This window comes from Phreatobacter sp. GW821-FHT04C01 (genome assembly GCF_059420385.1).
This window is the reverse complement of record NZ_JBWKTP010000002.1, coordinates 688,599-714,934: the sequence shown is the minus strand read 5'-3', so window position 1 is coordinate 714,934 and position 26,336 is coordinate 688,599. Positions and strand designations below refer to the sequence as shown.

24 protein-coding genes are annotated in these 26,336 nt (G+C 67.9%); 7 read left to right on the top strand and 17 right to left on the bottom strand.

Translation table 11 applies throughout. The features are described 5' to 3' along the window. Positions 1–67 precede the first annotated feature (67 nt). The 3 genes from AC07WJ_RS10440 to AC07WJ_RS10430 form a co-directional block, all read right to left on the bottom strand. Positions 68–1,645, bottom strand: coding sequence for an ABC transporter substrate-binding protein (locus AC07WJ_RS10440; RefSeq protein WP_494934496.1), 1,578 nt, complete (start codon positions 1,643–1,645; stop codon positions 68–70). Continuing rightward, positions 1,642–2,757, bottom strand: coding sequence for a C45 family autoproteolytic acyltransferase/hydrolase (locus AC07WJ_RS10435; RefSeq protein ID WP_494934495.1), 1,116 nt, complete (start codon positions 2,755–2,757; stop codon positions 1,642–1,644). Before AC07WJ_RS10435 ends, AC07WJ_RS10440 begins: the two co-directional genes overlap by 4 nt. Before the next feature lie 307 nt (positions 2,758–3,064). Beyond that, the gene (locus AC07WJ_RS10430; RefSeq protein ID WP_494934494.1) at positions 3,065–3,349 is read right to left on the bottom strand and encodes a hypothetical protein; all 285 of its coding nucleotides are present in this window, start codon (positions 3,347–3,349) and stop codon (positions 3,065–3,067) included. Positions 3,350–3,566: 217 nt separating this feature from the next. Here AC07WJ_RS10430 and AC07WJ_RS10425 point away from each other — a divergent pair, with 217 nt between their 5' ends. Further along, positions 3,567–3,854 carry a YodC family protein gene (locus tag AC07WJ_RS10425; protein WP_494934493.1) on the top strand — a complete coding sequence of 96 codons (288 nt, stop codon included), beginning with the start codon at positions 3,567–3,569 and terminating at the stop codon, positions 3,852–3,854. A gap of 3 nt (positions 3,855–3,857) precedes the next feature. Here the strand turns inward: AC07WJ_RS10425 and AC07WJ_RS10420 are convergent, their stop codons facing one another. Then, positions 3,858–4,103 (bottom strand): hypothetical protein, encoded by a 246-nt coding sequence (locus AC07WJ_RS10420; protein ID WP_494934492.1) that lies wholly within the window; start codon positions 4,101–4,103, stop codon positions 3,858–3,860. A gap of 205 nt (positions 4,104–4,308) precedes the next feature. On the opposite strand from AC07WJ_RS10420, the gene AC07WJ_RS10415 reads away from it, so the two are divergent. Further along, on the top strand, positions 4,309–6,597 hold the full coding sequence (locus AC07WJ_RS10415) for a heavy metal translocating P-type ATPase (RefSeq protein ID WP_494934491.1): 2,289 nt from the start codon (positions 4,309–4,311) through the stop codon (positions 6,595–6,597). Between the two features lie 42 nt (positions 6,598–6,639). Here AC07WJ_RS10415 and AC07WJ_RS10410 read toward each other — a convergent pair whose 3' ends face one another. From AC07WJ_RS10410 to AC07WJ_RS10385, 6 genes are all read right to left on the bottom strand, one after another. Next, on the bottom strand, positions 6,640–7,389 hold the full coding sequence (locus tag AC07WJ_RS10410; RefSeq protein ID WP_494934490.1) for an N-acyl amino acid synthase FeeM domain-containing protein: 750 nt from the start codon (positions 7,387–7,389) through the stop codon (positions 6,640–6,642). Between the two features lie 468 nt (positions 7,390–7,857). Then, positions 7,858–10,167, bottom strand: coding sequence for a putative bifunctional diguanylate cyclase/phosphodiesterase (locus AC07WJ_RS10405; protein ID WP_494934489.1), 2,310 nt, complete (start codon positions 10,165–10,167; stop codon positions 7,858–7,860). A gap of 150 nt (positions 10,168–10,317) precedes the next feature. Next, positions 10,318–11,556, bottom strand: a complete 1,239-nt coding sequence (locus tag AC07WJ_RS10400; RefSeq protein ID WP_494934488.1) for a CCA tRNA nucleotidyltransferase — start codon at positions 11,554–11,556, stop codon at positions 10,318–10,320. Beyond that, on the bottom strand, positions 11,553–11,834 hold the full coding sequence (locus AC07WJ_RS10395) for a DUF6111 family protein (RefSeq protein WP_494934487.1): 282 nt from the start codon (positions 11,832–11,834) through the stop codon (positions 11,553–11,555). Before AC07WJ_RS10395 ends, AC07WJ_RS10400 begins: the two co-directional genes overlap by 4 nt. Next, positions 11,834–12,496, bottom strand: coding sequence for a CoA pyrophosphatase (locus AC07WJ_RS10390; RefSeq protein WP_494934486.1), 663 nt, complete (start codon positions 12,494–12,496; stop codon positions 11,834–11,836). Before AC07WJ_RS10390 ends, AC07WJ_RS10395 begins: the two co-directional genes overlap by 1 nt. After that, complete coding sequence (locus AC07WJ_RS10385; protein WP_494934485.1) at positions 12,493–13,083, bottom strand: DUF1285 domain-containing protein; 591 nt, start codon at positions 13,081–13,083, stop codon at positions 12,493–12,495. Before AC07WJ_RS10385 ends, AC07WJ_RS10390 begins: the two co-directional genes overlap by 4 nt. Positions 13,084–13,235: 152 nt before the next feature. Here AC07WJ_RS10385 and AC07WJ_RS10380 point away from each other — a divergent pair, with 152 nt between their 5' ends. From AC07WJ_RS10380 to AC07WJ_RS10365, 4 genes are read left to right on the top strand one after another with little or no spacing between them, the layout of a single operon-like run. Continuing rightward, positions 13,236–14,237 (top strand): AAA family ATPase, encoded by a 1,002-nt coding sequence (locus AC07WJ_RS10380; RefSeq protein ID WP_494934484.1) that lies wholly within the window; start codon positions 13,236–13,238, stop codon positions 14,235–14,237. A gap of 8 nt (positions 14,238–14,245) precedes the next feature. Next, positions 14,246–15,190 carry a DUF58 domain-containing protein gene (locus AC07WJ_RS10375; protein WP_494934483.1) on the top strand — a complete coding sequence of 315 codons (945 nt, stop codon included), beginning with the start codon at positions 14,246–14,248 and terminating at the stop codon, positions 15,188–15,190. Then, positions 15,190–18,042, top strand: coding sequence for a DUF4159 domain-containing protein (locus tag AC07WJ_RS10370; RefSeq protein WP_494934765.1), 2,853 nt, complete (start codon positions 15,190–15,192; stop codon positions 18,040–18,042). The genes AC07WJ_RS10375 and AC07WJ_RS10370 overlap by 1 nt, the downstream gene beginning before the upstream one ends. A gap of 3 nt (positions 18,043–18,045) precedes the next feature. Continuing rightward, complete coding sequence (locus AC07WJ_RS10365; protein ID WP_494934482.1) at positions 18,046–20,127, top strand: hypothetical protein; 2,082 nt, start codon at positions 18,046–18,048, stop codon at positions 20,125–20,127. A gap of 25 nt (positions 20,128–20,152) precedes the next feature. On the opposite strand, the gene AC07WJ_RS10360 is transcribed toward AC07WJ_RS10365, so the two are convergent. From AC07WJ_RS10360 to AC07WJ_RS10335, 6 genes are all read right to left on the bottom strand, one after another. After that, positions 20,153–20,452 (bottom strand): peptide-binding protein, encoded by a 300-nt coding sequence (locus AC07WJ_RS10360; RefSeq protein WP_494934481.1) that lies wholly within the window; start codon positions 20,450–20,452, stop codon positions 20,153–20,155. A gap of 86 nt (positions 20,453–20,538) precedes the next feature. Continuing rightward, a complete protein-coding gene (locus tag AC07WJ_RS10355) occupies positions 20,539–21,048 on the bottom strand; it encodes a GNAT family N-acetyltransferase (protein ID WP_494934480.1) in 510 nt (169 codons plus the stop codon). 193 nt (positions 21,049–21,241) lie between these two features. Beyond that, positions 21,242–21,682: a hypothetical protein gene (locus AC07WJ_RS10350; RefSeq protein ID WP_494934479.1), complete on the bottom strand. Its 441-nt coding sequence runs from the start codon at positions 21,680–21,682 to the stop codon at positions 21,242–21,244. A gap of 21 nt (positions 21,683–21,703) precedes the next feature. Continuing rightward, positions 21,704–22,552, bottom strand: a complete 849-nt coding sequence (locus AC07WJ_RS10345) for an AraC family transcriptional regulator (RefSeq protein ID WP_494934478.1) — start codon at positions 22,550–22,552, stop codon at positions 21,704–21,706. A 97-nt stretch (positions 22,553–22,649) separates the two neighbouring features. Continuing rightward, the gene (locus AC07WJ_RS10340) at positions 22,650–23,126 is read right to left on the bottom strand and encodes an NUDIX domain-containing protein (RefSeq protein WP_494934477.1); all 477 of its coding nucleotides are present in this window, start codon (positions 23,124–23,126) and stop codon (positions 22,650–22,652) included. Positions 23,127–23,560: 434 nt separating this feature from the next. Further along, the gene (locus AC07WJ_RS10335) at positions 23,561–24,676 is read right to left on the bottom strand and encodes a hypothetical protein (RefSeq protein ID WP_494934476.1); all 1,116 of its coding nucleotides are present in this window, start codon (positions 24,674–24,676) and stop codon (positions 23,561–23,563) included. A 186-nt stretch (positions 24,677–24,862) separates the two neighbouring features. On the opposite strand from AC07WJ_RS10335, the gene AC07WJ_RS10330 reads away from it, so the two are divergent. Further along, on the top strand, positions 24,863–25,720 hold the full coding sequence (locus tag AC07WJ_RS10330) for a metallophosphoesterase family protein (protein ID WP_494934475.1): 858 nt from the start codon (positions 24,863–24,865) through the stop codon (positions 25,718–25,720). Positions 25,721–25,893: 173 nt separating this feature from the next. Here AC07WJ_RS10330 and fliJ read toward each other — a convergent pair whose 3' ends face one another. Continuing rightward, positions 25,894–26,313, bottom strand: coding sequence for a flagellar export protein FliJ (gene fliJ, locus AC07WJ_RS10325; protein ID WP_494934474.1), 420 nt, complete (start codon positions 26,311–26,313; stop codon positions 25,894–25,896). Positions 26,314–26,336: the final 23 nt, after the last annotated feature.

The window sequence follows — 26,336 nt, the reverse complement described above, 5'->3', positions numbered from 1 at the left end:
GACCTCCCCTCCCCGTTCTGGTTCAGTGTCTTCTGGTTCAGTGTCTTCTGGTTCAGTGTCTTCTGGTTCAGCGTCTGGACACGCCCCAGAGCCTGGTCTGGGCGGCGGGCCAGGAGGCGACGCCGTCGAGGCCGTTGCGATAGGCGAGATAGTCCGGCTGGTTGAACAGGATGATCGCCGGGGTCTGGGCCATGAAGCGGCGGAACAGGTCGTCGAAGAGCGCCTGGCGCTCGACCGGCTCCACCACCTCGAAGGAGCGCCGGATGAGCGCCAGCGCCTCCGGATCCTCCCAGAGCTTGCGCGGCTGGGTGTCCTTCGGGCCCGACAGCATTTCATAGGACAATGACGGGTCGAGCCGGGGCGAATAGAGGAACGACATCATCTGGTAGTCGCCGCGGGTATAGCGGTCGAGCTGGGTCGCCCAGTCCAGCACCTCCAGCTCGATCTTGATGCCGGCATCCGCCGCCATGGCCTGGGCGGCGACCGCCGCGTCATAGACATTGGGATAGCGGCGGTTGGTGATCATCCGGATCGGCTGGCCGCGATAGCCGGCCTCCGCCAGCAGCCGCCTGGCCGCGGCGATGTCGTGCCGGGGGCGGACGCTCTGCGCCGCCGAATGGTAGGCGCTGGAGCTGGGGATCGGCGAGGGATTGTCGGGCGCGTCGTCGCCGACCACGCTCTGGACGATCTGTGCGATGTCGATCGCCTGCGCCAGGGCCTGGCGGATGCGCGGATCCCTGAGCAAGGGGTCGCGCGTCTGGAACAGGAAGCCGGTCAGGCCCATGGTCGGCGCCGTGGCGACGCTCAGGTCGCGCCGCGCGCGCAGATCGCCGAGCTCGGTCGAGGCGACGTCCGACATGATGTCGACCGCGCCCGAGATCAGCGCCGCCTTGGCGGCGGACGAATCCGGGATGACCATGAAGCGGATCTGCGCCGTGAAAGCGATCTTGGCACCGGCCAGGCCATCGCGGGGACCGGTGAGCGGCACATAGCCATCGAAACGGACGAGGTCGATATACTGGCCGCGGCGCCATTCGCCGAACCGGTAGGGACCGGTGCCGATGGGCGCGCGCCAGGCACCGTCGGGCCCCAGCGAAGCCGGGTGAACGATGGCCGTCACCCCACAATCGGGTCGCGCCATGGTGTTGAGAAACAGGGCGGTCGGCTTTTCCAGCGTGATGGTCACGGTCGCCGCGTCGGGCGCCGCGACATCGACCACCTTGGCGATGCCGTGGCCGTCGAAATCCGGCAGGCAGCGCCATTGGGTGGCCGGATCGAGATAACGCCTGAGGCTCCAGACGACCTCGGCCGAGGTCAGCGGCGCGCCGTTGTGAAAAGTCACGCCCTGGCGCAGCGCGAACCGGTAGGTCAGCCCATCGGCCGAGAGGTCAATGCGCTCGGCAAGCATGGGCGCGATGGCGGCGTTCTCGCGCAACGCCACCAGCCCCTCCACCATGTGCAGGACCACGGTGTCGGTGTTGAAATCCCGGTTCACGCCGGGCTGCGTGCTGCGGATATCGGAGTTGAGCGCGGCTCTCAGGCCATAGCTGCCGCGCGGCGGCGCGGACTGGGCCGGCTGGGCCGACGCCGCCATCGGCAGCATGGCCAGCCAGGCGGTCGCGGCCAGAGCAAGCGCTTGCTTCATGCAGCCCTCGTCGCGGTGCCGGGCGACAATTCGTAACGGGTGAACACCCGGTTGAGCGCGGGCAAAGGCGCGATGTCGAGCACGCCCTGCGCCGGCTGCATCAGCAGCATGGCGACCGTTGCCGACAGATTGCCGCCGGAATTCAGCCGTGGCGGCCGGCAGACCGACCAGGGCGACTGGTAGACATCGAACAAGGCGTCGCGCACCGCATCGACGTCGAGCGACCCGCGTCTGGCCTCCAGAAGCGCGCGCACCCGGAGGTCGCGATACAGGCTGTCGGGCGTATTGGCGATGCCGGTGTCCTTCAGCTTGGCCAGCGCCACCGGGCTTTGCCAGTGGTTGGCATGGACGATCAGCCCGTCGGTCGGCAGCACCTGGAAACTCTCGTCCGGTGCGCATTCGAAGTCGATGGCGATGCCGCCGGCATGGCTGACGATGATGTTGTTGGAGGCGGATTTGCGCGTGGTATAGGCGGCGTGAAAGGCCTGGGCGAGGTACTCCTGTTCCAGCACCTTGCGCCGGATCAGCGACAGCGGCACGCCGAGTTCGCGATAGTCCCGATCGCTCTCCAGGTAGTTGGCGGTGACTGCGATGCCGGCCGCGTTCAGGCCGGCCCGGGCGAGGCCGCCGGCCTCGACGAAGGTCAGGATATCGGGCCCGCCGTCCCGGCGGATGCGCAACACGACGCCGGTCTCGGCGCATTCGGATTTCCAGTCCCAGTTCTGGGCGTGAATGAGTTCGCCCGTGCGCGAGGCGGCCGGCATCACCACCACGCCGGTGCAGCCGTCGGGGTCCTGGGCGGCGAGCTGGGCGCGCTTGCCGAGCTGCAGAACCTCGGTACGCGCATTGATCAGCACGATGTCTTCGAATTCGACATCGGCGCCGGCGGCGATGCCGCGCATCTCCGCGACGTAGTCAGCATCGAAGGCCTCGATCCGCGGCACGAAATCGCGCGCCCAGGCGCGGATCGTCGCCGTGCCGTGCCCGCCCGCGGTCAATTGCGCCGAATAATGCTCGATGCTGCGCCGGATGCGCTTGGTCGCCTGCCGGCCGTACTGGCGGCCACGCGTTTCGGCATCGCCGCTAAGCTCGATCAGGGGAAAGGGTTCCATGCCGGCGCATCCCAAAATACCGCGTTGGCATTTTGGTATCTCAAAATACATCAGGTGGGCAAGAGGTCACGCGCACTTTTTGGTCGGGATCCCCTTGTCGATGGGCCGCGCAGCCCTCGCCCCGCGATCGAGGCCGGCAAAGCTGTTTCGAAGACGCCGGAGGGACGGCCGGCAGGCAGCGACAAGCGGGGCGGCCGGCGACGGCGACCGCCGCCGGCCCCGGGCACGGCTTCATATGTTTGAAGATCAGCTCAATCGCGCGGAAAGATCCGCCGAGGCTCCGCCGTCAGGCCGTCGCGCGAGAATTTCAGACCAGCAGCAGGGGCATCAATTCGCCCTGTTCCTGCGCCTGGCGTTGCAACATGGACAAGACCGCCAGATAGAGCGCGGTCAGTGCCGTCAGTCCGGTCGACATGCTCCGCCGCGGCTGGCGCGCGCCGTGATCGGCGATCAGGCGCGCGATGGTGCCGGCGTCGAGCCCATATTCGCGCGCCAGGAAGGCCGCGATCTCGTTCTTGCGCCGGCCGGCGCGGACGCACTCGTCGACGACCTCGAGAAGCAGTTCCGGCGTCTGATCCAGATCGTGTTCCAACCTCACCTCTGACGGTCGCCTCATCCATCTCACATTGTCAGGCAAATGTAAGCTTTGGCGGATCCAGCGTCATTCGGCCGATTACGTAGAAGGGCTGGACGAAACGTCGCAGGCTGCGCCGCAGGCCGGCACGACGGGTCGACCCGTCGTCCGCTTGTGATCATCCCGTCACCGGGCTCGGCTAGACCCTTGGCGTTTCCCAACCCAGGAGGATGCCATGACCTACAATGCCGGTGATGTCGTGATGCTGAAATCGGGCGGCCAGGCCCTGACCGTCGCCTCCGTGGAGGCCGACGAGGTGACCTGCATCTGGATCGGCGAAGAGGGTGACCTGTTCCGCGAAAAGATCCCGGTGGCCGCGCTGTCGCCGCTCGACCTCGACGAGGAAGAAGAGCAGGACGACGAGCAGGAAGAGACCGAGGACGGCGACGACGAAGAAGACGAGGATCATGCCGAAGATCACGCGGATGACCACGCCGAGAAGCGTGAAAAGATCCGCGCCTGAAGCTCAGTCGGCGGTCGGCAGGCGGCGCATCGTGAACTCGATGCGTCCGTCATCCAGCTCCCGCCAGGTCTCGACTTCGGTCATATAGGCAGCCTTGGGAAAGCGCGTGAGGATTTCACGCGCTTTCGCCCGCGCAGCCTCGCGCGGCAACGTGAAGGTCTCGCGTTTGAAACCGTCCGAAGCTCGTGGCGAGGCCGGCTGCGGGCCGCGCCTGACGGCATCGAATGGCTTGCGGCTGTCGGATCTCATGGACGGCCTCTGTATCGGCGCCGGTGAAGATAGCAGCGTTCTGTTATAGCATCCTATTGAAACTTGCGGTTACGCTGCAAGGGGCGCCCAATACAGTGCCCGCCCGGCAGGTAACGTTATAGCTCTCGCCCGATTTGACGCTCCTGGCCTTGCCGCACCGTCATGGCGACATTTAATGACGATCGTGACAAGCAGGAATATCGTCATGACCGCAGCCGTTCGCCAGAGCCGCTTTCGCATCGAGGGCATGGATTGCGCCTCCTGCGCCGCCAAGATCGACACCGCGGTGCGCCGCATGCCCGGCGTCGAGGACGTCAGCGTCTCGGCGACGACCGGCCGCATGACCGTGACCCATCGCCTCGGGAGCGATCTCGCCGCGGTTCAAAGCCGGGTGACCGGCCTCGGCTATGGGGTCGCCGCGATCGAGACCGCTCAGGCGGCGACAGGCACGCGCGAGCACGATGACGGCGGCCACGGCCACGCCTGCGCCGGCACGCATCATGACCACGACCATGATCACCACGCCGGCCAAGAGCACGGCCATCACGACCACGCGGATCATTCGCATGCGGCCGCAAGGCCGGCCGGCGCGGCCGGGAGCGGCGATCTTCACGGTCACGATCACGGCCCGGCGACCGGCCCCTGGTGGCGCAGCCGCAAGGGGCTCATGACGCTGGCCTGCGGCGCGGCCCTGGTCGCCGCCTATGGCCTCGGCAAGCTGGTGCCGGCGATCGACCATTGGGTCTTCATCCTGGCGCTCGCCGTCGGCCTGGTGCCGATCGCCCGGCGCGCTTTCGCCGCCGCACGGGCCGGTACGCCTTTCTCCATCGAAATGCTGATGACGATCGCCGCGGTCGGCGCGGTGATCATCGGCGCCACCGAGGAAGCCGCGACCGTGGTGTTCCTGTTCCTGGTCGGCGAGCTGCTCGAGGGGGTTGCCGCCACCAAGGCACGCGCCAGCATCCAGGGCCTGGCCGACCTCGTGCCGAAGACCGCGCTCGTCGAAACCGAGGGCCGGACCCGCGAGGTGCCGGCCGACAGCCTGACCATTGGCGCCGTCATCCTGGTCCGGCCCGGCGACCGCGTGCCGGCCGACGGCGTGATCGTCTCCGGCGACAGCGCCATCGACGAGGCCCCGGTGACCGGCGAGAGCACGCCGAAGCGCAAGACCGTCGGCGACACCGCCTTCGCCGGCACGGTCAATGGCGAGGCGGCGCTCAGATTGCGCGTCACCGCGGCGGCCGCCGACAACACCATTGCCCGGGTCGTCAAGCTGGTCGAGGAAGCCCAGGAGTCGAAAGCGCCGACCGAACGCTTCATCGACAGCTTCTCGCGTTACTACACCCCGGCCGTGCTGGTCGTCGGCGCGCTCGTCGCCGTCGTTCCGCCGCTGGCCCTGGGCGGCGCCTGGACCGAATGGATCTATAAGGGCCTCGCCATCCTGCTGATCGGCTGCCCCTGCGCGCTGGTCATCTCGACCCCGGCCGCGATCGCCGCGAGCCTCTCGGCCGGCGCCCGGCGCGGCCTGCTCATGAAGGGCGGCGCCGTGCTCGAGCGCCTGGGATCGCTGACGGTGGTCGCCTTCGACAAGACCGGAACCCTGACCGAGGGCAAGCCGAAGGTTACCGACGTGGTTGGCCTCGGACGGACCGATACCGACGTCGTGGCGCTCGCCGCGGCCCTCGAAACCGGATCGAGCCATCCGCTCGCCAAGGCGATCCTGGCCCGCGCCGAGGCCGCGGGAGCCATCGTCGCGCCGGCGACCGATCTCGGCGCCGTCGCCGGCAAGGGCGTGACCGGCAAGGTCGATGGCCAGTTCCTGTTCCTGGGCTCGGCCTCGGCCGCAGCGGAACGCACCGGCCTCGACGCCGATGTCGCCGCGCGGATCCAGACGCTCAACGACGAGGGCAAGACCGTCTCGGTTCTCACCGCGGGCGATCGGGTCGCCGGCCTCATCGCCATGCGCGACGAACCGCGCGCCGACGCGCGGGAGGGCCTGGAGGCGCTGCGCGCCGCCGGCATCAGGGCGATCATGCTGACCGGCGACAACAGCCGGACCGCGGAGGCCATCGGCCGGCTCGTCGGCATCGAGCCGCGCGGCGAATTGCTGCCCGAGGACAAGATGCGCATCGTCGAACAGCTGCAGGCGGCCGGCGAGCGGGTCGGCAAGGTCGGCGATGGCATCAACGACGCGCCGGCCCTGGCCGCCGCCGATGTCGGGATCGCCATGGGCGGTGCCGCCGACGTGGCGCTGGAGACGGCGGATGCGGCGGTGCTGCACGGGCGTGTCGGCGACGTCGCGGCCATGGTCGCCGTGTCGCGCCGGACCATGGCCAATATCCGGCAGAACATCACCATCGCGCTCGGCCTGAAGGCGGTCTTCCTGGTCACCACCGTCGCCGGCATTACCGGCCTGTGGCCGGCGATCCTCGCCGATACCGGCGCCACCGTTCTGGTCACCGCCAATGCCATGCGGCTGCTGAGGCCGGCCTGAAGCAGAAAAGCAGTGGCTAGCGCGCCCCTGCCCGTCCCCTGCTCAGGCTGCCGCCGCCTGCCCGCGCATCGGCGGCTTGGCGCGACGGTTCGGCTCGATACGCGCCGGCACGGCATGGGCCGGCTGGTTCCGGCCGAACAGGAAATCCCGCTCGATCGCGCTGGACGCCATGAAGGGATAGCGGCTGACGATGCGCTGATGCACCGAGGGATAGTGGATGCCCATCAGGTTGATCGGCTTCTTCAGGCCGGGATAGTGGCGCGGTTCGCCCATCGCCTCCATGAAGAACAGCCGCTTGTAGAAAGCCCGATGCTCGGTCCTCACCGTGGCGAGGCCGAGATCGGCGCGGAAGAATTCCGAGGCCATGAAGCCGAGCCGGACGGTCGCATAGGCAAGCCCGGGATTGGCGCGTGACTGCTCGTGGTCGACGACCAGCCGCGTCGGGTCGATGACGGTTTCTCCGGCCTCGATGCGCGCGCCCAGCACGTCGCCGAAAACCGCCATTCCCGGCGAAATCGGGCAGGCTTTCGTCGCCGCATGAATTCGGATGGAGCTGACCAGCTTGTCGCCGAGATACATGCCGAAGATCCAGACATTCGGCGAGCTGTCGTAGCTGTCCTTGAAGATGCCGCGCTTGTTCGGCCGGATCGCGCCCTCGCGCAGGTAGCAGTCATAGCGCAGCCGATAAATCGCCTGCTTGTCTTCCTTCGTCTCGGCCAGCCGGTATTCGACGCGGCCCAGCAGCTCGATAACGTGATTTGCGAAAGAATTCGCCGGATTAACCGTATTCATCTCGCATGCCTCACGTTGAATGCCAGTCTTCGCGGCCAGAACTGAGGACAATGTTAATCAAATTTTAACGATTGGAAAGCGCGTGGTTAAAATATCGTTAACGCGCAGGCGAGGTCCGCGCTGACAACATAAAGCTTGCTTGTCGGGATGGTTAACAATGTGTTTTTTCTGCGACACCGTCTCGCGCGGCGGTTGCATTGCACAACACAGGCAATGATACAGATCGGCGAAGCCCTGCCCCCGATCCGTTCAAGACATTGCAGAATTTCGCTTTTCCGCGATTTCGCGGAAGCCTGGCCCGAACCTTCCACCACGTCGCACACGCATGGCGCGCAACAGCCCGACGCACGCCACCACGCTCCGGTGGCCGACCTCCGTCATAGGCTCCCGACGCGAAAAGCTCCGGATCACGGAGCCCCAGGATCAGATAGAATACGGATACCGCAGGGGCATGGTCAGGCCGGCCTGTCAGGCGACCTTTTTCAGGAGCCCCTCGCCCGAGCGGCAGAGCAGCATCCGCAGCTGTTCGTCGGGAATGGCCGGGCTGAGCAGGAAGCCCTGGATCTCGGTCACCACGCCGGGCTCGTCGATCAGCTTCATCTGGGCATAGGTCTCGACGCCCTCGACGACGACCGCAAGGCCGAGATCGGCGCCGAGCCGGGTGACGCCTTGCAGCAACTTGACCGCGCGTGTGTCGGTTTCCAGGTTGCGCACGAAGGACCGGTCGATCTTGACCTTCTGCAGCGGGAATTTCTGCAGATAGCTCAGGCTCGAATAGCCGGTGCCGAAATCGTCCAGCGCGATCCTGACGCCCATGGTGCGCAATGTCTCGAGGGTCGCCAGGATCGAGGCCGAGTCCTGCAGCAGCAAGGTCTCGGTGATCTCCAGTTCGAGCCGGTCGGCGCTAAGTCCCGTGACCTCGAGAGTCTCGCGAACCAATGCCACCACGTCGTCGCGGTCGAACTGCACCGATGACAGATTGACCGCGACCCGGACGTCGTTCGGCCAGGCGGCGCAGGCGGCGCAGGCCTTTCTGAGCACCTGGCGGCCGAGCTCCACCACCAGGCCGGTTTCCTCGGCGATCGGGATGAACTCGGCCGGCGAGATCATGCCGCGGGTCGGATGCGGCCAGCGCACCAGCGCCTCGCAGGTGGTGATGGTCAGCGATTTCAGGTTCAGCAGCGGCTGGAAATAGACCGCCAGGTCCTCGTTGTGGATCGCCTTGCGCAGGTCGAGTTCAGTGGCGCGCCGGGCCTGGGCCTGGCGATCCATCTCCTCTTCGTAGAAGTGCAGGATGCCCTTGCCGCCGGCCTTGGCGCGCGCCAGCGCCATGTCGGCGCATTTCAGCAGCTGATCCGGATCGGTGCCGTCGCGCGGCGCCAGCGCGATGCCGATCGACGCGCCGCAGACCACCGTCGAACCTTCGATCTGAACCATGTCCGACAGGTTCTCGATGATCCGGCCGGCCTGCTTGGCGACCTCGTTGACCGATCGGACCCCGGTCTGCAGCACGACGAATTCATCGGCGCCGAAACGCGCCACGACATTGGTTTCGCCGACCACGAAACGCAGCCGGTCGGCGACCTCGATCAACAGCGTATCGCCGATCGGATGGCCCAGCGTGTCGTTGACCTGCTTGAAATTGTCGAGGTCGACGAACAGCACCGCCAGCATGTCGCTGTCGGTGCGCATGGTCAGCGCCAGTTCGAGACGCTCCTGGAACTGGATCCGGTTGGGCAGGCCGGTCAGCGCGTCGTGGCGCGCCATATGGGCCATGCGCGCCTCGGTCCGGCGCTTCTCGGTGATGTCCTCGATGACGATGACCAGGCCGCCGTTTTCCATCGGCTGGAACGCCACGTCGATATGACGCTCGCTGGTCTCGACCTCCAGCCGGTTCATCGACCGGTCGCCGGCACGCCGCCTGACCATCTCCATGATGCGGCTGGCGTCGTGCGGATTGATCACGCCGCTCTCGACATAATTGGCCACGATGGCATCGACCCGCGCGCCCGAGCGAATGCAGGCGGGATCGCAATGCAGCATCTCGCCCCAGCGCGCGTTGACGACGACCAGCCGGCCGGTCGCGTCGAACATGGCGAGGCCATGCGGCATGTTGTTCAGGGCGGTGTCGAAGCGGGTGGCCAGCAGCTCGACGTCACGCTTGGCGATGACTGCGTCGAGCAGAATATTCCTGAGCCGGGCCGCGACGCTGCGCGTGCTGACGAAGAATGGGGCGAAGAACAGCGCCAGCACGATGTGATCGACATTGCCGGTGACCAGCAGCCCGGAAATGACCGGCACGGCCAGCAGGACGATCTGGGTGTCGACGAAACGGCCATTGGCGAAATTACGCCCGGTGACGCCGACCATGTGCGCCAGCACCAGCGACATGCTGAACAGCTGCGCCACCACGCTGGAGGTCAGGGCGAAGCTTGCGAAGCACCACAGTCCGAGCATGAAGACATAGGCGTTGGCGCCAATGGTATAGGCCCGCTCCCAGCGCCGCGCCGCCTCATAGGTCACGACATCGGCCCGCGCCCGCCGGTACGACATGATGTGCAGCGTGCGGGCGATGCTGACCAGGCCGAGCGCGACGGCGAAGCCGTCGAGAATGATCACCGGGGTGAGATAGGCGGCATAGAGCGCCGCCACCCAGGCGGTCAGAGCCCCGAACAGAAAAGTCCGCACGTCGGCGTAAAGCGCATCCACCATCGCGATATAAATCTCGACGGGAAAGTCGCGCTTCGTCTCGTTCGTCGTCTCGGCACGAATGTTCATGGATACAGTCGTTGCAAACACCACCGGGCGGATCCCGCACGAGAACCACCAAGCGTAATCAAGCAAAAAAACCTTGCGCATCAATTAATTGGCTCGAGCACTGGAGGGCTTTCTCGGACACCGCCCTCAGCGCGCAATAGATTTTTATTTTCAACGCCCAGTAGTCAGTTGCGTAATAAGGCTCGCGATCGCGCCGTTCGAGGTTGGAAAATCCGCGGCGATCCAGGCTTGCCTGAGCCGGGCAAGCGCCGACCCCAGCTCCGGTCCCGCCGGAATGCCGCGGGCCACGAGGTCATTTCCCGAGATCGGGAAGGCCGGCGCCTTCCAGCGCTCGGCCAATCCCGCCAGCGCCAGCCAGCCGGCGTCGTCGGGCGCGGCGCCGGAACGGGCGAAGGCCACCAGCACGCGGTCCCGGTAGCCGCGCGGCCCCGCCGCGAACAATGCAGCCTTTGCCGCAAGCTCTCCCGTCGCCGGGTCGAGCCCGTGCCAGCCATGGCCGATGCCGTCGAGGCGACGATACTCCTCATTGGAGAGTGCCAGGCGCTCGCGCAACCTGTCCGCGTCCTCGCGGATCAGGACAGCGAGCGCGCCGAGCCGCCGCGGCGCCTCCGTTTCGAGGCCCAGACGCCGCTCGATATCGGCCAAACGAGCGAGGTCGCGACAGAATGGCACGCCGCCGAGGAGCGAGCCGAGCAGGCCGGCATCGGCCATCACCTGCAACGTCTCGCCCGCCCGTGCGGCGACCACCAGCTTCATCATCTCCATGCGCAGACGCTCGCGCGACAATTCGGCGAGCCCCGCGCGCTCCGCGATACAGGCTTCGAGCGCCGCGGTGTCCGGCTCGCCACGCGCGAAACTCGCGTGGAAGCGGAAGAAGCGCAGGATCCTCAGCCGGTCCTCGCGAATGCGCCTGACGGGATCGCCGATGAACCGGATGCGTCCGGCCGCGAGATCCGCCGCCCCGCCGAAATAGTCATGCAAAATGCCGTCCGGCGTCAGGCTCATGGCGTTGACCGTGAAGTCGCGCCGGCTGGCATCCGCCTTCCAGTCGCGGCCGAAGCGGACCACCGCGCGGCGCCCGTCGGTCTCGACATCCTCGCGCAGCGTGGTGACCTCGAAGCCCCTGCCCTCGACCACCACGGTCACCGTGCCATGGGCTATGCCGGTGGGCACGGACTTGAAACCGGCGACCTTGACCGCCCGCACCACCGCGTCGGGCAATGCCGTCGTCGCGATGTCGACATCGCCGGGCGGCAGCCCGATCAGCGCGTTGCGCACGGCGCCGCCGACCGGCCGAGCCTCCTCGGCCCCGGCGTTCAGCACGGCGAGCAGGCGCGCCGCCGGGCCCTGGTTGAACCAGTCCGGCAGCGCAATGCCCCGGTCCTTCATTGTCGTGCTCCCGACGGACGCGGATCCAGATGCGCGGGGTAGAAAACTCCGTTTTCCACGCGCGCCGGTACATAGACCGCGGTCGGGTCCCGGCTCTGGATCGACACGAGATAGAGCAGATAGCCGCCCGCCAGAACGACGCCGGCAAGCCCGACCCAGACCGCCGGTTGCTTGTCCCAATGCTCCTTCAGCCAGGGATTCTGCTCCTTGACCTGCAGCCAGCCGACATAGAGCAGGAAGGGCAAGGCAAAGAGCGCGAGGTCGATCAGGATGCGCATCAGGCTCGCTCGCTCGCCGCCGCGATCGGATCGGACAGCCGTTCCCAGAGATTGCGCAGGATCCCCGCCGTGATGCCCCAGATATACCGCTCGCCATAGGGCATCGCGTAGAAATAGCGCCGCTGGCCGTTCAATTCGCGCGATTGGCGCTGATGGTTGCTGGGATCCATCAGGAAGGCCAGCGGCACCTCGAAGGCATCGGTGACCTCGGCCGGGTTGAGCGTCAGGTCGAAACCCGGCTCGACCAGGCCGACCACCGGCGTGATCAGATAGCCGGTGCGCGACAGGAACGGCGCGAGATAGCCGAGCGGGTGCACGTGGCGGCGGTCGAGGCCGATTTCCTCTTCCGCCTCGCGCAGCGCCGCCGCCAGCGGGCTCGCGTCGCCAGGATCGATCTTGCCGCCGGGAAAGGCGATCTGGCCGGAGTGATTTGACAGGTCCGAGGAGCGCTGGGTCAGCAGCACCGTGGCCTCGGGCCGCGCGACGACCGGGATCAGCACCGCCGCCGGCCGGGCCGGCGGTCCTTCGTTGATGGTGGGATCGCCGGGATCCGTGCCGCGCTCGGCCGCCGCCGCGAAGGGATCGTGGACGAAAGACGGCACGTCGAGCGTCAGGCGCCCGGTCACCGCGGCGGTAAACTGGTCTGGCGAAACGGGAATCACATCAGGCCCTCGATCTCGGCGGCCGGCACCATGGGGTAGAAGGTGCCGGCGGCATAGAGGCCGAACCAGGCGGTTTCCCCGCCCTGCCGGATCTCGCCGAGACTGGCGAGATCATGGAACAGCGCCCGCGACACCCTCGCCCAGAGATCGCGGCGAACATGCACATAGGGCTTCAGCCCGTCGGTGCCGGCTTCCTTCTCGAACCGCAGGGCATGGTCCGGACCGACCTCCAGCCATTCCTCGGTCTGGGTGCGGAACGCGATCCGGCGCGCCTCGCCCAGGCCCGAAACCCGCATTTCGACCGCGGCGAAGGGCGCGTCATCGACGGTGATGCCGACCTTCTCCACCGGCGTCACCAGGTAATACCGGCCCTCCTCGCGCTTCAGCACGGACGAGAAGAGCTGCACCAGCGCCGGCCGGCCGATGGGGGTCTTCATATAGAACCATGTGCCGTCGGACGCGATGCGCATGTCCAGGTCGCCGCAGAAGGGCGGGTTCCACAAATGCACCGGTGGCGGGCCTTTGACGGCCTTGACCTGCGACGCGATGGTTTCCAGGCCGCCTGGCGGCGGAGCTGCGCTGGTCACGCGATGAGCCTCACGTTTGAGTGAAATCCCGGATCATTTCGCCCCGGACGATTGGCCGGAGCCTGAACCGAACGTAAGACTCGGCTATCGTGATCGCAACGCATGCTACATGATGCACTGCGAAGGATAGCCGCGCCTCGAAGGGAGCCGTCATGACCGCCGAGACCGCCGAACGCATGGAAGACGCGATCATTCGCGCCGCCGAGACCACCGTCGCCCAGGTGCGTCTCGCCCGTTCCAATATCTCGACCGTGATCTTCGGCCAGCAGTCGGTGATCGACCAGGCCCTGATCACCGTGCTGTCGGGCGGCCACGCGCTGCTGGTCGGCCTGCCCGGTCTCGCCAAGACCAAGCTGGTCGAGACCATGGGCGTGGTGCTCGGCCTCGATGCCCGGCGCGTCCAGTTCACGCCGGACCTGATGCCCTCGGACATCCTGGGATCGGAGGTGCTCGAGGAATCGGCGTCGGGCAAGCGCGCCTTCCGCTTCATCAAGGGCCCGGTCTTCGCCCAGTTGCTGATGGCCGACGAGATCAACCGCGCCTCGCCGCGCACCCAGTCGGCCCTGCTGCAGGCCATGCAGGAATATCACGTGACGGTCGCCGGCGAACGCCACGACCTGCCGAAGCCCTTCCACGTCCTGGCCACCCAGAACCCGCTGGAGCAGGAAGGCACCTATCCGCTCCCCGAAGCCCAGCTCGACCGCTTCCTGATGCAGGTCGACGTCGACTATCCCGACCTGGAGGCCGAGCGGAAGATCCTGTTCGACACCACCGGCGCCGAAGAAACCAGGCCGAGGCAGGCGCTGTCCGGCGATGATCTGCAGGCGGCCCAGCGGCTCGTGCGCCGCCTGCCGGTCGGCGAAACCGTGGTCGACGCCATCCTCACCCTGGTCCGCTCGGCCCGCCCGGACGCCGCCAAGGGCGAACTCGCCAATGCCATCGCCTGGGGCCCCGGCCCACGCGCCTCCCAGGCGCTGATGCTGGCGGTCCGTGCCCGCGCCCTGCTCGACGGCCGGCTCGCGCCCTCGGTCGATGACGTGGTGGCTCTGGCCGAGCCGGTCCTGAAACATCGCATGGCATTGTCTTACGGCGCGCGCGCCGATGGCCTGACCGTGGAGGCCACCATCGCCTCGCTGGTCAAGCCGATCCGGTAACCGCGCCGATGTTCGGCCTCGCCGAGACGCTGCGCCAGAACCGCAACACCGACGACCAGGGCCGCCAGCTTCCGCGCGACGGCGCAATCCTGGCCGCCAGCCTGCCACGCCTGGTGCTCGAGGCGCGCCGTGTCGCCATGACCGTGGCGCACGGGCTGCACGGCCGGCGCCGCGCCGGCACCGGCGAGAATTTCTGGCAGTTCCGCCGCTTCAGCGACGGCGAGCCGGCCAACCGGGTCGACTGGCGCCGCTCCGCCCGCGACCAGCATCTTTATGTGCGCGAGCGCGAGTGGGAAGCCGCCCACACGATCTGGATCTGGCCGGACCGCTCGGCCTCCATGCAGTTCGTCTCGCCCCTCGCCCGGCAGAGCAAGCGTGACCGTGGCCTGGTGCTGGCTTTCGCGCTCGCCGAGATCATGGTGCGCGGCGGCGAGCGGGTCGGCATTCCCGGCCTGATGCGCCCGAGCGCCAGCCGCGCCATCATCGAGCGCATGGCCGATGCCATTCTGGCCGATGCCACCGGCAGGCCGTCCGACCTGCCGCCCAAGGCACCGGTCTCACGGCTTTCCGAAGTGGTGATCCTGTCCGACTGCCTGGTGCCGGTCGAGACCTTCGCCGACGAGGTGAAAAGCCTGGCGGTCGGCGGCTCGCGCGGCCATGTCCTTGAGATCAACGATCCGATCGAGGAGACCTTTCCCTATCGCGGGCGGGTCGAGTTCGAGGAGCTGGAGGACGGCCTGACCATCACCGCCGGCCGCGCCGAAACCTGGCGCGACGACTATGTCGCGCGGCTCGCCGCGCATCGGGCGGCCCTGCGCGGCGAATGCGACCGGCGCGGCTGGAGCTTCGGCCTGCACCGCACCGACCAGCCGCCCGCCGGCGCCATCCTGGCGCTGCACCAGCGCATGGGCCCGGGATCGCGCGATTTCGCGCGCGAGACTGCGAGGCGATGATGCTGGGCCTGCCGCTCGCCTTCGCCTCCCCCCTGGTGCTGTTCGCGCTGGCCGCCCTGCCGGCGCTCTGGTGGCTGCTGCGCCTGGTGCCGCCCAGGCCGCGCCGGGTGCAATTCCCGCCGACCCGGATCCTCATCGACATCGCGCCGAAGGAAGAGACGCCGTCGCGCAGCCCCTGGTGGCTGACCGCGCTCAGGCTGCTGCTCGCCGCACTCATCATCCTGGCCATGGCCGGACCGCTATGGAACCCGCCGGCCACCACCAGCGGCGCGCGCGGGCCGGTCCTGCTGCTGATCGACGACGGCTGGCCGTCCGCCGCCGCCTTCGAGCAGCGCCTGCGCGTCGCCAACCAGATCATTGCTTCCGCCGAAAGCGCCAGCCGGCCGGTGGCCTTCGCCACCACCGCCCGGCCGGCCATCGTGATCGGCATCGAGACGCCGTCCTCGGTGCGCGAGCGGCTGCGCTCGCTCGAACCCTCGCCGCATACGCCCGACCGCACCGGCGTCCTGCCGGCGCTCGGCCGCTTCCTCGCCGCCCAGCCGCAGGCCGAGATCATCTGGCTGACCGACGGCATCGACACCGGCCGCTCGCAGGCCTTCCTGACCCAGCTCAAGGAAGCCGTCGGCAACCATGTGCTGACCGTTTACGACGGCGGCACGCCGCCGGTGCTGGCGCTCACGGGGGCCACCAATACCAGTGGCGGCTTCAATGCCCAGGTCATCCGCGCCGATCCCGGCCCGGCCCAGGTCGGCCGGGTCCGCGCCCTCGACACGCGCGGCCTGCCGATCGGCGAGAGCACCTATGCCTTCGAGCCCGGCAAGACCGAGGCCGAAGTGCGCTTCGACCTGCCGGTGGAAATCCGCAACGACATCACCCGCCTCGACATCATTGGCGAGCGCTCGGCCGGTGCCGTGCAACTGGTCGACGCCCGCTGGCAGCGCCGCACCATCGGCGTCATTTCGGGCGCCACCGCCGACACCGCCCAGCCGCTGCTGTCGCCGACCTATTATCTCGGCCGGGCGCTCGAGCCCTTCGCCGATATCCGCACCGTCGAGGGCGCTTCGCCCTCGGAGGTCGCCATCCGCTTCGTCGAAGGCCGCGTGCCGATGATCGTGCTGACCGATGTCGGCACGGTGACCGCGGAAGCGCGCGACGCGCTCAATCGCTTCATCGACAATGGCGGCATCCTGCTGCGCTTCGCCGGCACCAGGCTGGCCGGCGCGCAGAACGACGACCTGGTGCCGGTCAAGCTGCGGCGCGGCGGCCGCCAGCTCGGCGGTGCCCTGTCCTGGGAAACGCCGCAGGCGCTCGCCGCCTTCACCCGCGACAGCCCCTTCGCCGACATCACCGTGCCGGCCGACGTGCGGGTCCGCCGCCAGGTTCTGGCCGAACCCGACGGCCTGCTCGCCGACAAGACCTGGGCCCAGCTGCTGGACGGCACACCGCTGGTGACCGCGGAGAAGCGCGGCCGCGGCCTGCTCGTGCTGTTCCACATCACCGCCGATACCGCCTGGTCCGACCTGCCGCTGTCGGGCGCTTTCGTCGAGATGCTGAAGCGCATTGCCGGCCTGTCGGCGGCCGGCCGGCCCGCGGCCGAAGGCCTTGCCGGCCTGCCCGGCCAGGCGCGCGCCAGCGAGCGCGTCGCGCCGAGCCGGGTCCTGGATGGATACGGCGCCTTCATCCGGCCGCCGGCGACCGCCAAGCCGATCCCGGCCGACTGGCGCGAGCCGGCGACATCAGATTATCCGCCGGGTTTCTACGGCCCGCCCGACGCCACCGTCGCGGTCAATGCGCTCGCTGCCGACGAACGCCTGAAACCGCTCGATCTCAGCCCTCTCGGCGCCGCGATCGAACGCTATCGGGTTGGAGAACCCGTGGACCTGAGATCCCCGCTCGTGATCGCAGCACTCATCCTGCTCCTGGCCGATGGCCTGGCCGTCTTCATCATTGCCGGCGGCCTCGCCCGGTTGACCGGCGGCCGCGCCACGCGGACGGCCGCGGTCATCCTGGCGCTCGCCGCCTTGCCCCTGCTGCCGTTCGGCGGCCCGGCCGACGCCCAGACCCGCCGGGCCCAGGACCGCCCGCCGATCTCCACCGGCAATGCCGCCGATGACGCCGCGGTGCGTGCCACCCAGGCGACCCGCCTCGCCTATATCGTCACCGGCTCGCGCGAGGTCGACGACATCAGCCGCGCCGGCATGGAAGGCCTGACGCGCTTCCTGTCGGCGCGCACCGCGCTCGAGCCGGCAACGCCGCAAGCCGTCGATATCGGCCGCGACGAGATCGCTTTTTTTCCGCTGCTCTACTGGCCGATCGTGGCCGGCGCCGACGAGCCGACGCCGCAGGCGCTGCTGAAGCTCGACGCCTATATGAAACAGGGCGGCATGGTGATCTTCGACACCCGCGATGCCCTGACCTTGCGCCCCGGCCAGGCCAGCCCGGCCCAGGCGACGCTGCGGCGCATCCTCGCCGGCCTCGACATTCCCGAACTCGAGCCGGTGCCGCGCGACCATGTGCTGGCGCGCGCCTTCTTCATCCTGCGTGAATTCCCCGGCCGCCACTCGGAAGGGCAGACCTGGGTCGAGGCCATCCCGCCGGCCAGCGACGACGAGGCCGCCCGGCCGGCGCGCGCCTCCGACTCAGTCTCGCCGATCATCATCACGTCGAACGATCTCGCCGCCGCCTGGGCGATCGACCGCCAGGGCAATCCGCTGCTGCCGGTGCAGGGCGAGGCGCGCCAGCGCGAGCTGGCCTACCGGTTCGGCGTCAATCTCGTGATGTATGCGCTGACCGGCAATTACAAGACCGACCAGGTCCACGTGCCGGCTTTGCTCGAACGGCTGGGGAACTGAACCATGGCCTTCGGGATCGTCTGGTCGCCGCTCCTGCCGCTCCCCGCCCTGGCGGTTGCCGCCATGGCCGTGCTGCTGCTCGCCGTCCTGCTGCTCGTCTCGCGCACCCGTGGCGCCTGGTGGCGCATCGGCGCCATGGCGCTCGCCCTGCTGGCGCTCGGCAATCCCGTCTTCACCCAGGAGGACCGCGATCCCCTGAAGACCATCGTCGCCGTGGTGCTCGACCGTTCGGCCAGCCAGTCGCTGGCCGATCGCACGCGCATCACCGACGAGGCCAAGGCGGCAATCGAGCGCAATTTCGGCCGCTCCACCGGCTTCGAGGTGCGTTATGTCGACGCCGGCGCCTCCGACGGCCAGACCGACGGCACCCATCTGTTCGAGGCGCTGCGCGGCCTGCTCTCCGACGTTCCCGCCGAACGCATCGGCGGCGCCATCCTGGTCACCGACGGCCAGGTTCACGATGTCCCGGCCCAGGCCGCGGCGATCGGCTTCCAAGCCCCCGTCCATGCCCTGATCACCGGCCGCTCGACCGACCGCGACCGCCGGGTGGTGCTGACCCAGACGCCGCGTTTCGGCATTGTCGGCCAGGCTCAGACCATCGGCTTCCGCATCGAGGACAACGGCACCGGCGGCCGCGTCGCCCAGGCGGCCGTCACCGTCAAGCGCGACGGCGAGCTGGTCGAGCGCCGCACCGTGACGACCGGCGCGACCACCATGATCCAGGTGCCGGTAACCCATGCCGGCGCCAATATCGTCGAGGTCGAGGTCGACGGCCTGGACGGCGAGCTGACCACCATCAACAACCGCGCCGTCGTGATCATCGAGGGCATCCGCGAAAAGCTCCGCGTGCTGCTGGTCTCGGGCGAGCCGCATGCCGGCGAGCGCACCTGGCGCAACCTGCTGAAGTCCGATGCCGGCGTCGACCTCGTCCATTTCACCATTTTGCGCCCACCGGAAAAGCAGGACGGCACGCCGATCAACGAATTGTCGCTGATCGCCTTTCCGACGCGTGAGCTGTTTCAGATCAAGATTCGCGAATTCGACCTGATCATCTTCGACCGCTACGCCCAGCAGGGCGTGCTGCCGCTGATCTATTTCGAGAACATCGCCCGCTACGTCCGCAATGGCGGCGCCCTGCTGGTCGCGGCCGGCCCGGAACACGCGACCTCCGCTTCGATCAACGACACCCCGCTGGAGACCATTCTGCCGGCTGCGCCGACCGGCGACGTGATGGAGCGTCCTTATCATGCCCGCGTCTCCGATCTCGGCCGCCGCCATCCGGTGACCAGGGCCCTGCCCGGCTCGGCCCTCGAGGGTGTGCCGCAATGGAGCCGCTGGTTCCGGCTGATCGAGAGCCGCGAGCCGAGCGCGGGTGCGGCCACCGTCATGGATGGGCCGGACAACCGCCCCGTGCTGGTGCTGCAGCGCCAGGGCGAAGGTCGCGTCGCGCTGCTGCTCTCCGACCATATCTGGCTGTGGGCCCGCGGCTACGAAGGGGGTGGGCCGCATCTCGAGCTGCTGCGCCGCCTGTCGCACTGGCTGATGAAGGAACCCGAGCTGGAAGAGGAAAGCCTCAGGCTCGCTGTGCGCGGCCGCCAGCTCGCCGTCGAATTGCAGACCATGGCGGAGACGCCGGCCGAGGTGACGCTGACGACGCCCTCGGGCAGTTCCCAGGTGGTCGCGATGCAGAATGCCGAGCCCGGGCTCTGGCGCGGCCAGGTCGACGTCACCGAACTCGGTCTCTGGCGTGCCCAGGCCGGACCATTGACCCGCCTGGTCAATGTCGGACCGCCGAACCCGCGTGAATTCACCGATGTCACCTCGACCCTGCGCGTGCTCGAACCGCTGGTGCGGGCCACCGGCGGCGGCCTCTGGCGCATCTCCGAGGACGGCAATCTCACCGTGCCGCGCATCGTTCCGACCCGTTCGGCCAGTGCCATGCGCGGCGACGACTGGATGGGCATTCGCCAGCGCGACGCCTCGGTGGTGCGCGGCATCGGCATCCTGCCGGCTTTCGCCGGTGTCCTCGGCCTGATCCTGCTGCTCGGCGCGCTGACCGCGGTCTGGGCGCGCGAGGGCCGCTGACGCGCCAGGGCCAGCCCCTGCCGGCTCAGAAACAGGCAATGAACTCGCGGATGACCCAGCCCATCGGCTTGCCGCTGGCGCGATCGGCAATATAGACCCAAGCCCGGCCGCGCTCGTCTTCGCCCGTCCTGATGCTGGTCACCAGCACGCCGTTGCGCACGGTGCCGAGCAGCGCGCCATTCGGCGCGTCGCGGATATTGAGCGGTGTGCCGGTCGGATCCATCACCCGGCAGCGATCGGACTGCGCGACGGCCGGCGCGGCCCACGCCAGCATTGGGATGGCGAGCGTCGCGACGACCAGAGGCACGCGGGCGACATGGGCCATGGGCCTCTCTCCTTGAGCTGACCGGGCTGCCGGGATCATCCGACGCCGAGGCCATCGGGTCAAACGGCCGGACCGGCCCGCCCGCGTCAGTTGGTCCTGGCGCCCTTCACCGGCCCGTTGACGCCGTCAAAGGCGCCGTCGACAAGCTCGGCGACCAGCAGGCGCGCCGGATCGACCGGCCCCGGCAGCGTCAGCCGGCCATGCGGCACGACGTTGAAACCGAAGCGGTTGTAATAGGGCGCATCGCCGACCAGGATGACCAGCCGGTGCCCCTTGGCCTTGGCGATATCGAGCGAGCGCTTCATCAGCGCGGCGCCGATACCGCGGCTCTGGAATGCCGGATCGATGGTGATCGGACCGAGCAGGATCGCCTGGACGTCCTGGCCGATGACGACAGGCGACAGACGGATCGAGCCGACCAGCAAGGTACCGACACGCGCGATGAAACAGAGATCGGCGAAGGGTTCGACGCCCTCGCGCAGCCGGAACGCGGTGCGGGCGAAACGGCCGGGCCCGAAGGCGCGTTCGTGAAGCCGTTCGATGGCGGGGCTATCGGCCGGGTTTTCGGGATGAAGATCGAGGGACAGATCGGGCATCAGCTAGGGGCTCGACGGCGCGAAGACAAACGGAAAGGTACGGGCGGTGGAATTCACACCGGCCGTCGTCGTCGCGCAGCGGAGCTGAACCTCGAACATGTCATGAAGCGCGCATAGCATGGCGCGCGCAGGTCGTCACTAGGGTCTCTCGGCAGGGACGGCGACCGGCCACGAGAGGCGGGGCGGCCGGCGCCTAGAGCCCTTCGCGCTGCCGTTGCGTGCGGATGAACTCGACGCCGCAGGCGAGCTTCGCGGCGGTCGGCGAGGTCTCGTCGATCACCCGCCAGAACGGCGTGACCGTGTCGATCGCCGCGCCGTCGCGGAAGGCTTCATAGGCCGCCTCCGCCACCGCGCGCAGGTGAAAGCCGGTGGTGATCGGGCAGGTCACCTCGGCCTGGAATTCGCCGGCCAGTTGCCTGCGCAGGGTCTTCACGTCCATTCCCGCGCCGAACGGCATCCTGGCGATGAAGGCGGCGATCACCGCTGGCGACGGCACCAGCATGGTTTCCCCCGCCTTCATGCCGGCAATGTCGACCGGCACCGGCTTGACCACCGGCGGCGGTGCCGATGCGACCTTTTCGGCCCAGGACTTCCGCTTGCCGGATTTGCCCCGGCTGGATGCCAACGCTTTCATCATCGCCTCCCGGATCCGCCTTTATCGCAGCGGCAGGTAGATGTCCGTCAAGAGCTCGGCCGGCGCCGTGTCGCGGGGATTGTTGAGATAGTCCTCGAAACAGGGGGCGTCCGCCGCCTCGCGGCCCGAATTGACCAGCCAGTCGCCATAAAGCCACTGATAGGCCGCCTTCATGGTGGCATAGGGCCCCTTGTGGCGCAGCACGGCATAGGGGCCGCCGGCGATTTCGATCATTTCGACCGGCGGCTCGACCGCGACCGGCCCGTCGGCGACCACGCAGGCGCGTGACCGCAGCTTGTCCTCCGGCACCACCGAGGGGTCGTCGAGATAGACCCCCAGCATGCGCATTCCCGGCCGGATCAGCTGGCGTGGACCAAGCCAGCCGAACAGCCGGTCATAGGCCTGGCCGATCGCCATGTAGGAGCCGGTGTGGTTGACGGCGACGGCCTTCAGGGGAGGCACATCGGCAATCGAGACGTCATAAATGGCTGAAACCTCGTCGGGGGATTTCTGGAAAAAACTGTGCTGGCCATGCCGGCGGTACTGCGCCGGCGGCATACCGTAGGAGGCGCGGAAGATGCGCGTGAACGATTGCAGGTTGGGATAGCCGGACCGCTCGGCGATCGCGGCGATCGGCATCGTGGTGTGGGCGAGCAGGCCGGCCGCGCGGTGCAGCCGCAGGCGCTTCACGGTCGCCGCGATCGTTTCGCCATGCACCGCGTGATAGATGCGGTGCCAGTGATGAGCCGACATGCAGGCGACCTCGGCGAGCCTGTCGAGGTCGATCTCGTCGTCGAGGTGATCGTAGATATAGGCGGTCACCCGCTCGAGGCGGTCGCCATAACTGGTCCAGTCCCGATCGTCTCGCATCACGGCCGCCCCGTTTTCATCATGGCGGGACGCTAGCATGGGGTATTTTGACAAATCTTGCGGAGTTGCCGGCCGGTGGCCTCGACCGGTGGCTCCGCTACCAGACCGGCGTCGCCGGCCGCCCTTCGAAGATCTCCGCGAGCCGCTCGCGGGTGCCGCGCGTCGTGTCCTCCGGAAGCGCGTCGAGACCGAAGAAGCCATGGGCGATGATCTCGGCATTCGGCACGGGCGGGCCCGGCTGACGCCAGGCGTCGACCCGGTAGAGCGCCACGTGGTCGCGCTTCGAGATGCGTGAATTGAAGTAGAGTCCGATCAGCGCGGGCGGTCCGGTCAGCTCGACATTGGCCTCCTCGCGCAATTCGGTCGCCAGGGCATCGGCCATGGTCTGCCCGACCTCGACCCCGCCGCCCGGGAAGTACCAGCCCGGCATGTAGCTGTGCTTGACCAGCAGGACCCGGCCTTCCCCGTCGACCACGCAGGCCCGAACACCCAGCGTCATGCCGCGCGCGAACCGCCAATAGAGATGCAGCAGGGGAGCGAGCCGCGAACGCTTGTTGGGATCAGCGAAAATCATGGCCGACTCTTCCCATCAACGAAACCGATGAAATGTTGCACAACCATGAAGGACACTAATCAGAAATGCATGGCTGGTAGGTGAGACAGGGGGTTACTGCCCCCGCCCCGGCTGCCTATCTATCGCTCATGTTGCGCTGCAATAACAGGCAACGCCGAACCTTTTGGGAGTTTCCCATGCTGATCGCCCTGTTCTCGACGCTGTTCTCGCGCCGCACCGGATATCGCTGGCAGCCGGCCATCGAGATCCGGGACGGTCGTACCGCTGCCGCTCTCGGCATCTATTCCCGCGACTGAAGCCAACCTCCCCTCTGGCTAAGGTTGTGGTTGGGCGTCCGCTGAGCTTCGGCTCGCGGGCGCCCTTTTCTTGTGCATCTGCCCTTTTGCATCCCGCGCCGACCGGCGGCGGGGACGTTCCATGGCAGCGGTGCGGCTTCAGGCCACCGGCGGCCTGGCGCGGCCGAAATACATCAGCTCCCACAGCGCTTCTTCCGTGACGGTTTCCACCAGGGCGTCGGCCACGAACCGCTCGAGCGTCAGCTTGCCGGTGAAGCGCAGATAGGCGCCATCGAAGCCGATCAGCCTGGCGGCGAAACGCTTGAGCAGCGGCAGTCGGTCGACGAACTTCGCCTGCAGGATCGTCGCCTCGCGCTCGAACGTCACGACATAGCGCTCATCCTTGTCGCGATAATCGTAGCGGGTGAGATCGGCGACGGGCTTGCCGGTCACCGCGTCGGTGCTCACCCGGTCGGTCGTGAACGTCACCTTGCCGTCGTCATCGGCGATCACCGCCCCGTCCCTGGCCAGCATGAAGACGGTCTGGGCCGCATGTCCATAGGCCTCCGAAGCAGTGATATAGGCGGCGATGACCGTATAGGGGCCGACCTTGGCCCGCCCCCAATACCAGTCATGCATCAGGTCGGTCATCGGCACATCACCCCAATTGTGGTCGTGATAGCCGATGCCTTCGGCCCGATGCGTCTGCGCCCCGATCCGGTAGGTCACCGTTGCGCGGCCCTGCGGAACCGATGGCAGCCAGGCGAAGAGATGTTGCTTGGCCGGCGGACCAAAATAGAGATGGCCGGACTTCGGCCGCCAGGGCCGGATTTCGCCTACCAGCTCGATATCGACCGAGACGTCCTCGATATCGGCCGTGATGCGGTAGCGATGAAGATCGCCGACGAAACGGTTCTCGCCGATCCGGATATCGCAGCCCTCCTTCGAGGCCTGGAACGAAACCGGCGGTGCATGCAGGATTTTCTCGATCGAGCGGCCGTCGGCGAGGTCGAGATTGATGGTGATCACCGGCGCCAGCAGGCTCTTCGGCTCGGTGATCGGCTTCGTATAGAAGATCACCACCAGCTTGGTGCCGTCATCCAGGTGCGCGTCGAAATACCACCATTCATAGGTCCCCCGCCCATCGGCGATGCGCAGTCCGTCCTCGAAGGGCGCGACCTCGACCGGCGCGATACCGAGCCGGCGATAGTCCTCGGGATGATCGGCAAGCCGGACCTGACAGGGGTAGTGCGTCGCCATGTTCGAGGCTGTCATGTGAAGCTCCGCGGGTCATAGGGGCGTCAGCGGCGCCAGATCGGCCGGGACCGCCCGGTTCGGCGCAGAGCCGGCCGCGCGCGATCATGGGTCGCGGCCGCCTGATCGCGCAAGGGCGAACCAGGCAGGCCACCACGCGCCCGTTGATCGTTGCCACGGCGCGCAAAAACCTTCTACAGCGGAACCATGTTCCGCCTCGCCCATCTGTCCGATCTGCACATCGGCCCCCTGCCCGTCCCGACCTGGCGCGAACTCGCCGGCAAGCGCCTGACCGGTTATCTCAACTGGCGGCGCGGCCGGGCGGAGCATCACCGGATGCCGGTGCTCGAGCGGATCCTGGCCGATATCGCCGCAAGCCGGCCCGACCATGTCGCCGTGACCGGAGACCTGATCAATCTCGGGCTGGCCGCCGAATACGGCCCGGCCCGTATCCTGCTCGGGCGCCTTGGCCCGCCTGACCGTGTCAGCCTCACCCCCGGCAACCACGACGCCTATGTCCGCGCCACCGTAGCCGCCGTCATCGCTCAGTGGGCGCCCTGGTTCACCGGCGACCACGAGCCGCCGCCGCCCCGCCTCGCCGAGGCCTTTCCCTTCGTTCGCCGGCGCGGCCGCGTGGCGCTGATCGGGGTCAATTCGGGCCAACCCAAGCCGCCCTTCCTCGCCACCGGAACGCTCGGCGAGCGACAGATCGCCGCGCTCGCCGAAACGCTCGAGGCGCTGCGCCAGGAGGGATTGGCGCGTGTCCTGCTCATTCACCATCCGCCCTTCGCCATTGGCTGGCACAAGCAATTGACCGATTACGCCGCCCTGGCGGCGGCCCTGGGCCGGACCGGCGCCGAACTGATCCTGCATGGCCACACCCATGTCGGTTCGGTGCGAACGCTCGATGGCCCGCACGGCCCGATCCCGGTCCATGGCGTCGCCTCCGCCTCGGCCGCCAGCGACGGCACCTCCGAACCCGCCGCCTGGAACCTGGTCAGCATCGACGGCCAAGCAGGGGACTGGCGCATCACGGTCGAGACCAGGCGGGCGAGTGGCGAATAGCGAGCGGGAATGAAGCGAGAACCGTCGCGCGCAAACCCTCGCTCACGTCTTCGTGGGAGAGGGTTTGCGCGCAGGGTGGTCTTCGCTTCCCCCCATTCGCCACTTGCCCCCAAACGCAAAAAGCGCGCGGTGGCCGCCGCGCGCTTTCTAGAGGTCATGTGGATTGGTGCGGCCTAGGCGCCGATATAGGACCCCCGCCGGGAGAGCCCGATGCGATCCATCTCGGCCTGTTCGCGCGCGGCATCCGCCGCTCTGTCGCGCGCGCTTTCGCGCTCGTCCAGGATCTCGACCTTTTTCAGATCTTCAAAGGCCTCGGCAAGCGCGGCCTTGGCGTCGTCGAGCTGGCCTTTGAGCTCGTTGGCCGACCCCAGCAGGTTGTCGCGGCGCTGGCCGGCGGCCTTGGCATAGGTCGGATAGGCGTAATGGCCGGGGTCGTGGATGTTCGCCCGGTTCTGTTCGGTCAGAATCTCGCGATCGAGTTCGGTCGCCATGCGCTCGAACTCGGCGATCATCATTTCGATCTGCGCGACCTGACGGCGTTTCTCATCAACCTGAAAGCGCTTCAGGCGGATCAGAGTGTCTCGCGACTTCATCGACACATACTCCCAGAAGTCTC